The organism is Rhodococcus sp. IEGM 1330, from assembly GCF_033142445.1.
Classification (GTDB): Bacteria; Actinomycetota; Actinomycetes; order Mycobacteriales; family Mycobacteriaceae; genus Rhodococcoides.
The window spans coordinates 24,729-37,325 of record NZ_JAWLSB010000002.1; the positions used below are offsets into that span (position 1 = coordinate 24,729).

The following is a 12,597-nucleotide window of genomic DNA, read 5'->3' on the forward strand; positions in this document are numbered from 1 at the left end:
TCAGGGCAGAACAGACATCAGGGTTGCAATCGCTGCGGGATAGGCATTCTCGGTCGGAGCGGCGAAGCCGACAACGAGGCCGTCATACGCGGGATCGGCCGCTGCCGGGTGCCGGAAGGTCGACAGCCCTTCGATGGCGAGTCCGATTCTCGCGGCCTCTGCCACTGCCTCGGTCTCGCATCCAGGCGGCAGAGTGACCACAGCCTGCAGCCCGGCCGCGATTCCCCTGATACCCACGCCGGATCCGGTGCCGGCCATGTTCTTCTGCAGCAGGTTTCGCCGGGCTCGATAGCGCATTCGCATCGTCCGTACGTGCCGGTCGTATCGTCCCGACACCATCATCTCCGCCAGGGTCAGCTGATCACCCGTGGCCACGGTCGACTCGCGGACCCCCTTTGCCGCAACCACTGCGTCGATCAGACGGTCCGGAACCACCATCCACCCGATGCGCACAGCAGGGGACAGGCTCTTCGATACAGAACCCACGTACATCACGCGATCGGGATCGAGCCCCTGCATCGCACCGATCGGCGACCGGTCGTACCGGAACTCACCGTCGTAGTCGTCCTCGATCACCGTCCCGTCGACGTCGCGGGCCCACTGAACTGCCGCGGTTCGGCGCTCGGACGCGAGCGCGGCGCCGGTGGGGAACTGATGACTGGGAGTGAGCACCGCAACCGATGCCGCAGTGGCACCGAGATCGTCTGCAAAACAACCCTTGTCGTCGACACCCACCGCCACCGTCGGGCGAGACTTTTCGACGATGTCCCGATGGAAGGGCAAACCGAAGGATTCGAGCGCCACGGGTCCGGCGGGCACGATGTCGTTCAGCATCGTGAGCGCCTGAGAGAAGCCCGAGCACACCACAATTCCTTGCGGATCGGTGCGCACCCCACGGGTCCGCGCAAGGTAGTCCGACAACGCCGTGCGCAGTTCGATACGCCCGCGCGGATCACCAGGGCCGAACGCATCCGACGGCGCGTCGTTGATCGCCCGTCGAGCCGAGGCCAACCAGACCGACCGCGGAAACGACGTCGGATCCGGCCGACCGGGCCGCAGATCGAAGAGCGGCCGCGGCTGCGGTGCGATCGCCGCGCTGATGACCGGCGCGGGCTGGGCCCGATGTGCCACACGGGTGGACGATCCTTGCCGAGCCGTCAGCCATCCCTCGTCCACCAGTTTCGCGTACGTCTCGGCGACGGTGTTCCTGGCTATTCCGAGGTCGAGAGCCAACGCACGGTAGGAGGGGAGAGCCACGCCCGGTTCGAGCCTGCCACCGCGGACGGCGTCGCGCAGCGCCGTGGCCAATGCCTCCCGGCGGGAGCCGGACGGGTCGAGATCGAGATGCAGATCGACCGAAGTGACCCGTTCGATTGCCATGGAAGTGAACCATAGTCGGGTTCACCTCGGATCGTACTGTGGACGACATGACGCGAATCAACCTGGCGAAAGCCGCACCGGAGACCTACAAGGCACTCGTCGCACTCGACACGGTGGTACGTGAAGGAATCGATCCCGAGCTCGCCGAACTCGTCCGGATCCGGGCATCTCAGCTCAACGGCTGCGCGTACTGCATACACAGACACACCTCGGATGCCCGCGCCGCAGGCGAGCGCGAGGAACGCCTGACGCTGGTGTCGATCTGGCACGATGCCCCGAGCTTCTTCAGCGAGGCCGAACGGGCCGTACTCGCGCTCACCGAAGCGGTCACCACCCTTCCGCACGGCGGCGTACCGGACGAGATCTACGAGCGCGTCGCGGAACATTTCGACGAGCACGCCATCGCTCAACTGATCGGACTCATCTTCACCATCAATGCCTGGAACCGCATCGGCGTCACCACGAGATTGGAGCCGCAACCGCGCGCTCAGCTCACGAATCGGTAACCCATACCGGTTTCGGTGATGAGGTGCACCGGGGAGGCCGGGTCGCGTTCGAGTTTCTGTCGCAGCTGGCCGAGATAGATTCGTAGATAATGCGTTTCGCGCTCATTGCCGGGTCCCCAGACGGTGCGCAGTATGTCCTTCTGCGACACCAGCTTGCCCTCGTTGCGCACCAGTAGTTCGAGTACACCCCACTCGGTGCGGGTCAGATGTACGCTTTCACCGTCGCGCACAACGGTTTTCGTAGCGAGGTCGACGGTGAAGTCCTCGGTGACGACAACGGGGTCGGCGACGGAGTGCGGTCCGCGGCGTAGTGCGGCGCGCAATCGGGCCAGCAGCTCGTCCATGCCGAAGGGCTTGGTGACGAAGTCGTCGGCACCGGCGTCGAGTGCTTCGACGGTATCGGCCGAATCGGTACGCGCCGAGAGCACCAGGATCGGCACGTCGGTCCACCCCCGCAAGCCCGCAATGACGTCGATGCCGTCGATATCGGGTAGGCCGAGATCGAGAATCACGATGTCCGGGTGGAAGTTCGCGGCCACCCGCAGCGCCTCCCCGCCGCTCGCCGCGCTGACCACCTCGAACCCACGGACGTTGAGATTGATCCGCAACGCTCGGACGATCTGCGGCTCGTCGTCGACGACGAGCACCCGCACCTTCACCTGCTCGCCGCCTTCAACTCGACCGTCATCGTCAGCCCTCCGCCGACAGTGTTCGATGCCGTGACGGTACCGCCCATCGCACGCACGAATCCCCGCACCACCGACAATCCGAGCCCGACACCCACCGAGTTGTCCCGATCACCGAGGCGTTGGAACGCGTCGAACATGGTCTCCTCGGCACCCTCGGCGATGCCGGGGCCGTGGTCGGCGACGGAAATACTCGCCCACTCACCGTGCGCGGCGGCACTGACGGTGATGTCGCCGACGGGGGCGTACCGGGCACTGTTGTTCACGAGATTCGCGAGCACCCGTTCGAGCAGGCCCGGGTCGGCCAGTACCTCGACATCGCCCACCTCGACACGCACTCGGTCGTCCGCTCCGACCAGCGCGCCACGGAGCACGTCGTCGACGAAAACAGGCCGCAGACTCGGTTGCACCACACCGGCTTGCAACCGCGACGAGTCGAGCAGATTGCTCACCAGAGCGGTCAGCTGATCGGCCGATTCGTCGATGGTCGCCAGCAACTCGTCGGTGTCCTCGGGCGAGAACTGAACATCGGTACTGCGCAGAGACGAGGATGCCGCCTTGACCGCAGACAACGGCGTCCGCAGATCGTGGCTGACGGCCGAAAGCAATGCTCGACGCAACGCGTCGGCCTCGGCGAGAGCGTTGGCTCGGCTGGCTTCCTCGGCGAGACGCGTCTGACGGACCATGCCCGCGGCCTGGTTGGCCACTGCCGCGAGTACCCGCCGATCGTGCGCGCGTGTGCGTTCGCCGACGAGCAGCAACGTGAAGTCGCCTGCGTCGACCTCGGTGTCCGCCCCGGCTCGATCGACAGGAACCTGTGTGCCGGCGCTACCCACGATGGACCCGGACTGGTTGTCCCACAGCGCTACCCCGCTCTGCCGGTACGTTTCGCGGGCGCGTTCGAGCAGTGCCGTCAGGTCGGCTCCGCGCAACACGGAGCCGGCGAACAGCGTCAACAGTTCGGCTTCCTGAGTCGCCCGCCGTGCCTGACGCGTCCGCCGCGCAGCAGCGTCGACGAGGGCTGCGACGGCGACGGCAACGAGGAGCAGTACGACGGTGACGACGAAGTTTTCGGGCTCGGCGATGGTGAGGCTGTATCTGGGGGTGGTGAAGAAGTAGTTCAGCAGGAAGCCCGCGATCAACGCCGAGAGTGCTGCCGGCGCAACCCCTCCCAGCAGCGCGACGCACAGCACCACCATGAAGAACAGGGCGCTCTCGCCGCTCGAGTCGAAGTCCGGCCCGATCGTGCTCAACACTGCCGCGGCCAGGCAGGGCACCAGTACAGCGGCGACCCACGCAAGAATGCGGCGCCGTCCCGAGTCGACCTGCACTCCCCATCGCCGAGCCTGCTCGTCGTGGGTGACCATGTGCACGTCGATCTTTCCCGAGTTCTGCACCACTGCCGCGCCGATTCCCTCGTCCAGGATTCGCGCGGCACGGGACCTTCTCGAGGTGCCGATCACCAGCTGGGTCGCGTTCACGCCGCGGGCGAAGTCGAGCAGGGTCGACGGTACGTCGTCGCCGACGACGCTGTGCACGCTGGCACCGAGGCCGGCGGCGAGCGTGCGCACCGAGCCCATCTGCGGTGCCGAGACGCCCATCAGCCCGTCACCGCGGACGATGTGCAGCACCATCAGCTCTGCACTGGACTTCGAGGCGATGCGACTCGCGCGGCGGAGCAGGGTATCCGATTCCGGGCCGCCGGTCACTGCCACCACCACGCGCTCGCGGGCCTCCCACGTGTCGGTGATGCGATTGTCCTTGCGGTACTTCACCAGTGCCGCGTCGACCTGATCGGCGATCCACAGCAGTGCGAGCTCGCGCAGGGCGGTGAGGTTGCCGCCGCGAAAGTAGTTGCTCAGTGCCGCGTCGACCTTCTCGGCAGCGTAGACGTTGCCGTGCCGCAACCTGCTGCGTAGCGCCTCGGGGGTGATATCGACCAACTCGACCTCGTCTGCGGCCCGAACGACGCTGTCGGGCACTGTCTCCCGTTGCGGCACTCCGGTGATCTGCTGCACCACGTCGTTGAGCGATTCGAGGTGCTGGACGTTGAGGGTCGAAATGACGTCGATGCCTGCGTCGAGCAGCACTTCGACGTCCTGCCACCGCTTGCCGTGCACGCTCCCCGGGGTGTTGGTGTGCGCCAATTCGTCGACGAGCACCACCTGCGGCTTTCGGGCCAGGACGGCGTCGAGATCGAGTTCCTGAGCCGAGGACCCGCGATAGTCCACGGCCGCCATCGCCAGCACTTCGATGCCGTCGAGTGCCTCGATCGTCCGCGCTCGGCCGTGTGTCTCGACCACCGCGGCCACGACGTCGCAGCCCCGGCTACGCAATCGGTGAGCCTCGCCGAGCATGGCGAAAGTCTTGCCGACGCCGGGTGCAGCACCGAGGTAGATCCGCAGCTCACCCCTATCCGCCACAGTCTGTCTCCTCACCCGTCCCGTACAGCTAGCGCTCCTCGATGTCGTCGACGCGCACTTCCACGACATCACGATCGAGGGTGGCACCCAGCAGATCCTCCACGACATCGATCGCGATACTCGCGAGCTCGTCTCCCGCAGCCTGCAGGTCGTCGCCGTACACCCCGATCACCGCGATGAACAGACCGACGCAGGCGTTATCGTCGAGGTGGAGGTCGATCTCGGTGGGCTGTGCGCCGTGAACGCCCGCGAGGGCGCGCCGAAGCGTCGTCTTGACGATGTGGTCGCTGATCTTCAGTGAGTCCTGCGGACCGGCGTCGGAGCCGGTAGGGAAGGCGCTGTCGATGGGCCACGTACGCCGAGTGGTGTTGCGTACCTTCGCGATGATGGACGAGCTGATGTCCACCCAATTCGGTTCCTGCGGTGCGTCCCGAAGTTCGGTGGCAGCACGCGCGAGAACCGAATCCGGCTCTACCGGGTTCGCCATGTTGCCAACCTTTCGCTCAATGTTGCTCGTGCTCTGGTCAATTGACCACGTACTGCTCCGGCGGACAAGGTCATGATCGCGCCGATCTCGGGGTGCGTCAGGCCTTCGACCTCGCGGAGCAGCCAGCAGGCTCGCTGGCGATAGGGCAGTTCGGCCAGCGCGACTCCGAGTTCGGTCATGAAGCTGTCGGCCTCGACATCGGCCCCCGGATCGCTGCCCGCGCCGGTGCTCTTTCGCTCGAATACCCAATCTTCTGCGGGAGGAACGCTGCGACGTCGTCGATGATCGATCACTTTGTGCGAGACCAGCGAGAACAGCCACGTCCTCAACGCCGAGTCCCCTCGGAAGTTGTCCAGCCCCTTCCACGCTGCCACGAATGCGTCCTGCACCACCTCCTCGGCGGCACCTTGATCGGACAACATGTTGCGCGCGTACCGGAACATCTCCGGGCCGTAGCGCCGGACGATCTCCTCGAACGCATCGGTCTCGCCGAGCGCAGCAGCGCCGACGAGAACGCGATCCGACGCGTCAACCCACTCCATCTAGCCCCCAAACGTAATCTATGACGTAGGTCACTTTATTTGTACGTGCGTTTCACCGATCGAGCTACGACCAACTCCTGACACACACTCTGCACGAGACAAACGACGAAGAGAGGCATTCAATGAGCTCCACGACGGACAACAAGGCAACCGTATCGGCAGCAGGCGAAGGCAAGACCGACATCACCACCAAGTCGGACTCCGTACTCGTCAGCTCGCAGGGTCGCACCACCATTGCCGATACCGTCGTCTCCAAGATCGCCGGCATCGCCACCCGTGAGGTTCAGGGAGTGCACGCAGTCGGTGGCGGAGCAAGCCGCGCGATCGGTGCCCTCCGCGAGCGCATCCCCGGCGCCCGCGTCAACCAGTCGCAGGGCGTCTCGGTGGAGGTCGGCGAGCGTCAGGCAGCCGTCGACATCGACATCGTAGCCGACTACGGAGTGTCGATCGCAGACCTTGCTGCAGGCATCCGTCGCAACGTCATCAATGCCGTCGAGCGCATGACCGGGCTCGAGGTCACCGAGGTCAACATCGTCGTCCACGACATCTTCCTCGACGACGGCTCGGAAGACGAAGAGACCACCGAGGCCACCTCCACCCGAGTGCAGTGACCGATCCGCACATGACGGAGCGTGACAGGTCCGAGGACATCGCCGACGCCGTTCTGGCGATCGACGGTGTCGTCGGGCTGCACGGCGGCATGTTCGGCGAAGCCGCTACGTACTTGCCAGGACGCCGGATCGCGGGCATCCGAATCGGGGAGGACGGAACCGAGGTTCACGTCACACTCGAATTCGGGGTTGCGGTACGCGAGACCGCCGATGCCGTGCGTCGCACAGTTGCGGCGATGGTCGACGGGCCCGTGCACGTCACCGTCGAGGACATTGTGCGAGTCTGACCAGGTGAACGAGCATGCAGCGCACGACCGAGCCGCCGCGTACAAGGCGGCTCGGCGCGCTGTGGCACGCGAACACCACCCCGATATCGGTGGAGATCCGGCCCGGTACATGGCCGAACTCGCCGCTGTCGACCGAAGATTCGCTGTACTGCCCTCGACCCCTGTCAACGCAGCGAGCGCACCGACGGCATTTCGCGCGTCCTCGATTCCGTCCCCCTTACGCACACTTCCCAAGCGGATCGCTCGCATCCGCAAACGCGTCACCAGGCGCAACTACTTCGAACTCTGAGTGGAGATCAAGACCATGACCACTGCAACCATCGGTTTGTTCGTGGGACTTCTGCTGGCCATCGCCGCAGCGGCAGGCGGCTTCACCGGCTTCCTCATCGCCATCGTTCTCGGCGGCCTCGGATTCTTCGTCGGCCGCTACATCGACGGCGAGCTGGACCTGAACTCGATCATGCGTGGTCGCGGTCGTGACTGAGACAGTTACCGACCCCGGCGAACGCGGATCGCTGGAGATCAAGCACAAGGCCGTCGAGCGACTCGCCGTCCTCGCTGCCCGCAGCACCGACGCGGTCGCCGGACCTCAGCCGGGACTACGCGTCCTCGGTGGGCGTGACCTACCCAAGGCCGACGTGACGATCAGCGGCTCCCGCGTTCGCGCACAGGTCGCGGTAGCGGTCACCTGGCCCTCGCCGTTGGCGACGGTGGCCGCGAACGTTCGCGCCGCTGTGGCACGAGATCTGTCCGAGCTGGGCATCTACACCGTCGACCGAGTCGATGTCACCGTCCAATGCGTACCCGCCGAGGCCAACCGTGAAGAAGGGAGAGTGCAATGATCGAGAAGGCAAGCAAGAAGCCGGTAGCGAACCCCACCGCAGCCGTACCCGCAATCCTGTTCGCACTCGTCCTCATCGGTGCCGGAGTGGTCCTCGGCCGCGAGGCGCTGCTGAACCTGGGTGCCATCGACGGCCCCGAATGGGTCGGCCCCGCCGCCACGAGCGTGGACGGACTCACCGCGCAGTCGTGGATGCTGCCGGGAGGAATCGCCGCAGCCGTCGTCGGGTTCATTCTCGTCTTCGTCGCGATTCGTCCACGCCGACGCACCCACCGCGCCCTCTCCGAGCAGGACGTCTGGCTCCGCAAGGGCGACGTCGCAGCCGTTGCCCGCACTGCCGCTCTCGACAGCGTCGGCGTCGATTCCGCGACCGCCAAGGCCGGCAACAAGAAGGTCACCGTCGCCGTGTCCACCGTCGCCGGCACGGACACCTCGGAGACGAAGTCCTCCGTCGTCACCTCCGTGGACGACGCCCTCCGCCCACTCGCGTCGGCTCCGAAGGTCCGCACCCGAGTGCGAACGACAGGACAAGCATCGTGAAACGCGCAACCGCTTCGGTCGACCGAACCAGCACCGCCGTCGTCGGCCTTGCCCTGATCGCGCTCGGCGGCGGAGCAATCGCCTGGGAGCGCGGAAAGTTCCCCGGCCGCGAACGTCTCGACGCGGCCTTCGTCGACACCGCCATCGACGCAGGCTGGTGGCCCTGGGCTCTCGGAGCAGCCGCCATCGTCCTCGTTCTGCTCGGTCTGTGGTGGCTCCTCGCGCACCTACCGCGCCGTTCGGTCGGCACCGTCGCCTTCGCGTCCACCGCGGATGCAGATGTCGACGGCCGGCTCAGTGTCGACCTGGGCACCGCTGCCCGAAGCGCCGCGAAGTCCCTGGCCGCTCACGAAGGTGTCGTATCGGCAACCGGCCGTTCGGTGTCCGACCGCGGTCAGAGAGTCGTCGAGATCACCGCGACGCTGGACCCCGCAGTGACCTCGCTCGACAAGGTGGCAGGCGCGGCAGCACAGACGCGCAACGACATCGTGACTTCCCTCGACGGAACACCGGCAGCCGTGCGAATCCTGCTGCAGTGTGGCAAGTCTCGAAAGCAGGTCGTTCGCGTCAGCTGACGCTTGCGGAGAACTCGATCTCCCCGATCAGCCCGTGGTGGTCCGATCCGGGGAGATCGATTCGTTCCAAAGACCGAGCATGACCGGTGTTGGTGAGGATGTGGTCGATCCCGACGACGGCGGGTGTCCCCTTGTCCGTGGGATACGTGGGGATCAGTCCCTTCCCCAATTGCGCTGCGGCATCGGAATATCCGGCATCGAGCAGGTTGCGGAACTTCTTGTGCGAATACGTCGTGTTGAAGTCGCCGCTGACGATCACCGGCCCGCCGACCGACACCGCCTCCAAATCGTTTCGGAGCGTGTCCAATTCGGCGGTCCAGATGTCGGCCGGGGTGATGTAGGCGGGACCGGGATGCACGGCCAGCAGTGTGACCGGCTCGGAACCGGGGACCTCGACCTCGGTGGCGAGATTCACCGGGCCGTATCCGTCGAGCTCGCGGTTGCCGGACATCGGGAATCGGCTGTAGATTCCGGCTCCGCCGCCGCCTGTCACGTGCGGCTGGAGGTAGCTGTAGGGGAAGAGTTCCTCGATGCCTGAGTCGCGGAGGCCGACCACCGACGCGACGGTCAGTTCCTGGATCGTGACGATATCGACGGCGCTGTCGCGGGCCTGACCGACCACGACAGTCGGATCGGCCAGCCCGATCATCAGGTTCGCCTGCATCACGCGCAACCGCACGCCCTCGCTGCCCGTCGCGTCCTCGGGTGCCGCGTCTGCCACGTAGAGCGGTGCGTAGGCGAATGCGCCTGCCGCGAGCACCAGCGCGGAGACTCCCGCCAGAACCCAGCGTCGACCGATCAACGCCACCAGGGCACCGACCACGACGGCGACGAACATCAACGGAACGAACGACGCGAGCGCGATCAGGACATTGACCCGGGTGTCGGTGTAGTAGACGCACATCGCCACGAGCCCGGTGACGATGCCCAGAATGGCGATCGTGCCGGTGAGTATTCGTATCCAGGTTCGTCGCATCGGTCCGAGGGTAGCTACGCCCGGACGCCGACGACCAACGCTCTGATGGTTGTCCAGGTCAGCGATATCAATCCGCGCACCGCCGAGAAGGAGAACGCTGTGGACCACACCGTTCGCGTCGACGGTTCTTCGACCGGCAGTCCGGCGAATCGATCGGCCAGCCAGTCCAATGTCAGCGGCGCACTGAGCGGGTGCAGCGACAGGTGTTCGCTCAGCCGGTCCCGTAGATAGGTCACGTGAGCACCTGCCTCGATGTACCGATCCACCTGCCCGTCCACGTCGTCGACGGCGATGATCTGATCGTGCACCGATTGAACGACCAGCAGCGGTGCCGTCGGAGCCGTTCGTCCCGGCTGAATGTCCTGGAACACCTGCACGATTTCGGGCAGAGCCAGCAAGTCTGCCAATGGGACGTCGATGTAGCGATCCAGATCGTGGCGCGCCAGGCGGGTGACAGCGCGGACGGTCGTCATGTTCTCGACCGAATCGAGGATGCGCATCCCGTCTTCGTTGACGTACTGGCGAATGACCCGGTCCAGCTCGGGATAGGTGCGCCGCAGACCCGCAACCACCAGCGTCGGCAGCGCCGAATGGAACGTTGCGTTCAACCTGGTGAACGCCGAGCCCGGATCTCCGACGGGTGAGCCGAGGGCGGCACCGACCACCTCGATCTCCGGTGCGTACTCCGGTGCCATCTCCGCCGCCCACGACGTCGCGAGCCCGCCGCCCGAGTAGCCCCACAGCGCTACCGGCGTGCTCGTAGGCAGGTCCAGCGGCTCGAACGACAACGCCGCGCGAACGGCGTCGAGCGTGCAGAACCCGGGTTCCTGCGGCGAACCCCAATGACCGTCGGGACCCTCGTGATCCGGGATCGAGATGGTCCACCCACGGCGCAGAGCATGCAGTACCAGCAGGAACTCGAACTGCGGAACCGCACCGAACGCCCGTGAGCCACGCCGAAGCGCGTAGGACGGGAAGCACGAGGATGCGACGCCGTCGATCGCGCACTGATACGACAGCAGTACCGGCTCGGCGTCCCGCGGGCGCAGCACCGTCGTGACGCTGGCCTGGGGGAAACCACCGAGATCAGCGGTGCGATAGAGCAGCTGCCACGCGTCGACTCGCTGGCGCACACGCCCGAACATCGCGACCTCGACCGGCCGCACCTTGAGAATCGTCCCGGGTAGAGCTGCTTCGTACCCCTCGGGCGCGGCGTAGAAAGGGTCGTCCTCGGGCCTGGTCGCGTCGCTCCGGCTCGGTGCTCGTTCCACCGGCCAGGGCTGTTCGTCCCCCATTGATCTGTCGACGCTCATGTTCCACCGCTTCTTGTCCGAGTCTCGCCGTCACACTAACTTGCCCTCAACGACCCCATTTCATGCAGCCTGCTGCCAATTGGTGATCAGGACATCGGTCGCGTAGCTGAGGTCGAGGCCTTCACCACCCCAGTTCGGGACGATGGCGTCGGGTGCGATCCCGTCGTATCGTCGCCGAAGTTCGTCCGCGTCACCGGCCATCGCCGGAGCGTGAATCATCGCGATTCCCGAAGGATGGCGAAACGAGAAGCGTTGATCGCCAGGGGCTTCGATGAAAAAATACCCGTCGTGCAGCGCTCGATGGTGTTCGCCGCACAGCAGGACCAGGTTGTCGAGTGACGTCGCACCTCCCCGTGAGCGGTAGGTGACGTGATGAGCATGCAGAAATCGGGTGCGCCCGCACCCGGGCACCGTGCAGTATCGATCTCGAATGATCAGCTGACGCAACTGGGTTCGGCTCGGGGCTTTCGCAGTGACACTCCAACGCACGGTCTTGCCGAGGCGGCCGTGGCCGACAGTCCGCATGACCGCATTACACAGCACCTGGGCGAGAGTCTCGTCGTCGAGACCAGGCCCGTCGTCGAAATGAGCATGATCGCATCCGGCTTCGGTGCTGTTGCCGAGATGGACCAACACTTCCGCTTCCGGTGAGACGACTGGCGAATCCACTGCAGCGCAGATCATCTCGGCCATGGGAACCATCGCCGGCACCGGGTCGGGCGGTGCCGGGGCCGCCCGGTCACCCTCGGATTCGCCCTCGATTCGGGTGCGCTCGTACTCCGCCCTGGTCAATGCAGCGAGAAACCGCTTGCCGTCCTCGGGCCGAAAGCGTGCCGTCAGCACGAGCGAGCCATCGTCCTCGTCCCAGCGCCACCGCCCCACGCACGGATCGAGGTCGACGCCGTTGCCCCTGGTCGGACGCATCGCCTTCTTCAGACCACGGCAGAGACGTTCGATGTGCGCAGCGGGTGCGTCGAGCGCCTTTTGCAGCAGCGACGCCTCGTTCTCGGCCGTCGCAACCCGAGTCATCGCGCGTACCTTCGAGTACGAGATTGTGCCGCTCAGGTACGCCGAGGTGATCAGCGGCAACTCGCGCATCGCTTTGGCCACCCGCACCTGCTCACGAGCCGTGTGCAGATCGACTCCGGCACGCCAGGACAACCAGTGCGCACAGGACCGCACTTCCCAGGCGGCCCATCCGCGTCGAGCATCGAACTCACCCACCAGAATCAGATACTGCGCCGACGCCGCAGCAATCTGACCGGCCAGAGCGCAGATCTCGGTCTCGATTTCCTTCATCTCGATCCGCCCCGCCTCGGATCCTGTGTCGGCCATGTCGATCATGAATGCCCCCATTCATCGAATGCATGTTCGAGAAATGTACGACGAGGTACCGACAGGAAGTTCTCGCGAGTCCTACGCGTCCCCGC

16 protein-coding genes are annotated in these 12,597 nt (G+C 65.6%); 8 read left to right on the plus strand and 8 right to left on the minus strand.

Features of this window, described 5'->3' with window-relative positions; genetic code table 11:
• Positions 1-1,380: a PLP-dependent aminotransferase family protein gene (locus R4P57_RS04900; RefSeq protein ID WP_317801751.1), complete on the minus strand. Its 1,380-nt coding sequence runs from the start codon at positions 1,378-1,380 to the stop codon at positions 1-3.
• Between the two features lie 47 nt (positions 1,381-1,427).
• On the opposite strand from R4P57_RS04900, the gene R4P57_RS04905 reads away from it, so the two are divergent.
• Positions 1,428-1,886 (plus strand): carboxymuconolactone decarboxylase family protein, encoded by a 459-nt coding sequence (locus tag R4P57_RS04905; RefSeq protein WP_317801752.1) that lies wholly within the window; start codon positions 1,428-1,430, stop codon positions 1,884-1,886.
• Here the strand turns inward: R4P57_RS04905 and R4P57_RS04910 are convergent.
• Genes R4P57_RS04910 through R4P57_RS04925 form a run of 4 tightly spaced genes read right to left on the minus strand, consistent with a single transcriptional unit; the run spans position 1,868 to position 6,024 of the window.
• A complete protein-coding gene (locus R4P57_RS04910) occupies positions 1,868-2,545 on the minus strand; it encodes a response regulator (protein ID WP_317801753.1) in 678 nt (225 codons plus the stop codon). The two genes, R4P57_RS04905 and R4P57_RS04910, sit on opposite strands and share 19 nt — an antisense overlap.
• On the minus strand, positions 2,542-5,064 hold the full coding sequence (locus R4P57_RS04915) for a DUF4118 domain-containing protein (RefSeq protein WP_411742320.1): 2,523 nt from the start codon (positions 5,062-5,064) through the stop codon (positions 2,542-2,544). Before R4P57_RS04915 ends, R4P57_RS04910 begins: the two co-directional genes overlap by 4 nt.
• Positions 5,024-5,482 (minus strand): hypothetical protein, encoded by a 459-nt coding sequence (locus R4P57_RS04920; protein WP_317801755.1) that lies wholly within the window; start codon positions 5,480-5,482, stop codon positions 5,024-5,026. The genes R4P57_RS04915 and R4P57_RS04920 overlap by 41 nt, the downstream gene beginning before the upstream one ends.
• Positions 5,467-6,024: an RNA polymerase sigma factor gene (locus R4P57_RS04925; protein WP_317801756.1), complete on the minus strand. Its 558-nt coding sequence runs from the start codon at positions 6,022-6,024 to the stop codon at positions 5,467-5,469. The genes R4P57_RS04920 and R4P57_RS04925 overlap by 16 nt, the downstream gene beginning before the upstream one ends.
• A 122-nt stretch (positions 6,025-6,146) precedes the next feature.
• On the opposite strand from R4P57_RS04925, the gene R4P57_RS04930 reads away from it, so the two are divergent.
• From R4P57_RS04930 to R4P57_RS04960, 7 genes are read left to right on the plus strand one after another with little or no spacing between them, the layout of a single operon-like run.
• Positions 6,147-6,635, plus strand: coding sequence for an Asp23/Gls24 family envelope stress response protein (locus R4P57_RS04930; protein ID WP_317801757.1), 489 nt, complete (start codon positions 6,147-6,149; stop codon positions 6,633-6,635).
• A gap of 11 nt (positions 6,636-6,646) precedes the next feature.
• Positions 6,647-6,922 carry an Asp23/Gls24 family envelope stress response protein gene (locus R4P57_RS04935; protein WP_317801758.1) on the plus strand — a complete coding sequence of 92 codons (276 nt, stop codon included), beginning with the start codon at positions 6,647-6,649 and terminating at the stop codon, positions 6,920-6,922.
• Positions 6,923-6,926: 4 nt separating this feature from the next.
• The gene (locus R4P57_RS04940; RefSeq protein ID WP_128646075.1) at positions 6,927-7,211 is read left to right on the plus strand and encodes a hypothetical protein; all 285 of its coding nucleotides are present in this window, start codon (positions 6,927-6,929) and stop codon (positions 7,209-7,211) included.
• A 15-nt stretch (positions 7,212-7,226) separates the two neighbouring features.
• Positions 7,227-7,406, plus strand: a complete 180-nt coding sequence (locus R4P57_RS04945; RefSeq protein WP_027495126.1) for a hypothetical protein — start codon at positions 7,227-7,229, stop codon at positions 7,404-7,406.
• Positions 7,399-7,764 carry an Asp23/Gls24 family envelope stress response protein gene (locus R4P57_RS04950; protein ID WP_317801759.1) on the plus strand — a complete coding sequence of 122 codons (366 nt, stop codon included), beginning with the start codon at positions 7,399-7,401 and terminating at the stop codon, positions 7,762-7,764. Before R4P57_RS04945 ends, R4P57_RS04950 begins: the two co-directional genes overlap by 8 nt.
• Entirely contained in the window at positions 7,761-8,303 is a 543-nt protein-coding gene (locus R4P57_RS04955) for a DUF6286 domain-containing protein (RefSeq protein WP_317801760.1), read from the plus strand. The genes R4P57_RS04950 and R4P57_RS04955 overlap by 4 nt, the downstream gene beginning before the upstream one ends.
• Entirely contained in the window at positions 8,300-8,878 is a 579-nt protein-coding gene (locus R4P57_RS04960) for a hypothetical protein (protein ID WP_317801761.1), read from the plus strand. The genes R4P57_RS04955 and R4P57_RS04960 overlap by 4 nt, the downstream gene beginning before the upstream one ends.
• Here the strand turns inward: R4P57_RS04960 and R4P57_RS04965 are convergent.
• The 3 genes from R4P57_RS04965 to R4P57_RS04975 are packed head-to-tail and all read right to left on the minus strand — an operon-like array spanning position 8,871 to position 12,502.
• The gene (locus R4P57_RS04965) at positions 8,871-9,854 is read right to left on the minus strand and encodes an endonuclease/exonuclease/phosphatase family protein (protein WP_317801762.1); all 984 of its coding nucleotides are present in this window, start codon (positions 9,852-9,854) and stop codon (positions 8,871-8,873) included. The two genes, R4P57_RS04960 and R4P57_RS04965, sit on opposite strands and share 8 nt — an antisense overlap.
• Positions 9,855-9,868: 14 nt before the next feature.
• Positions 9,869-11,167, minus strand: a complete 1,299-nt coding sequence (locus tag R4P57_RS04970; RefSeq protein WP_317801763.1) for a lipase family protein — start codon at positions 11,165-11,167, stop codon at positions 9,869-9,871.
• A gap of 60 nt (positions 11,168-11,227) precedes the next feature.
• Complete coding sequence (locus tag R4P57_RS04975) at positions 11,228-12,502, minus strand: HNH endonuclease signature motif containing protein (RefSeq protein ID WP_317801764.1); 1,275 nt, start codon at positions 12,500-12,502, stop codon at positions 11,228-11,230.
• Positions 12,503-12,597 lie beyond the last annotated feature (95 nt).

What these genes read in the sequence shown, in the direction of transcription:
- R4P57_RS04900 (WP_317801751.1), bottom strand. Translation starts at nt 1,380, where the DNA reads ATGGCAATCGAACGGGTCACTTCGGTCGATCTGCATCTCGATCTCGAC.
- R4P57_RS04905 (WP_317801752.1), top strand. Translation starts at nt 1,428, where the DNA reads ATGACGCGAATCAACCTGGCGAAAGCCGCACCGGAGACCTACAAGGCA.
- R4P57_RS04915 (WP_411742320.1), bottom strand. Translation starts at nt 5,064, where the DNA reads ATGTCGTGGAAGTGCGCGTCGACGACATCGAGGAGCGCTAGCTGTACG.
- R4P57_RS04920 (WP_317801755.1), bottom strand. Translation starts at nt 5,482, where the DNA reads ATGGCGAACCCGGTAGAGCCGGATTCGGTTCTCGCGCGTGCTGCCACC.
- R4P57_RS04925 (WP_317801756.1), bottom strand. Translation starts at nt 6,024, where the DNA reads ATGGAGTGGGTTGACGCGTCGGATCGCGTTCTCGTCGGCGCTGCTGCG.
- R4P57_RS04930 (WP_317801757.1), top strand. Translation starts at nt 6,147, where the DNA reads ATGAGCTCCACGACGGACAACAAGGCAACCGTATCGGCAGCAGGCGAA.
- R4P57_RS04935 (WP_317801758.1), top strand. Translation starts at nt 6,647, where the DNA reads ATGACGGAGCGTGACAGGTCCGAGGACATCGCCGACGCCGTTCTGGCG.
- R4P57_RS04945 (WP_027495126.1), top strand. Translation starts at nt 7,227, where the DNA reads ATGACCACTGCAACCATCGGTTTGTTCGTGGGACTTCTGCTGGCCATC.
- R4P57_RS04955 (WP_317801760.1), top strand. Translation starts at nt 7,761, where the DNA reads ATGATCGAGAAGGCAAGCAAGAAGCCGGTAGCGAACCCCACCGCAGCC.
- R4P57_RS04965 (WP_317801762.1), bottom strand. Translation starts at nt 9,854, where the DNA reads ATGCGACGAACCTGGATACGAATACTCACCGGCACGATCGCCATTCTG.
- R4P57_RS04970 (WP_317801763.1), bottom strand. Translation starts at nt 11,167, where the DNA reads ATGAGCGTCGACAGATCAATGGGGGACGAACAGCCCTGGCCGGTGGAA.
- R4P57_RS04975 (WP_317801764.1), bottom strand. Translation starts at nt 12,502, where the DNA reads ATGGCCGACACAGGATCCGAGGCGGGGCGGATCGAGATGAAGGAAATC.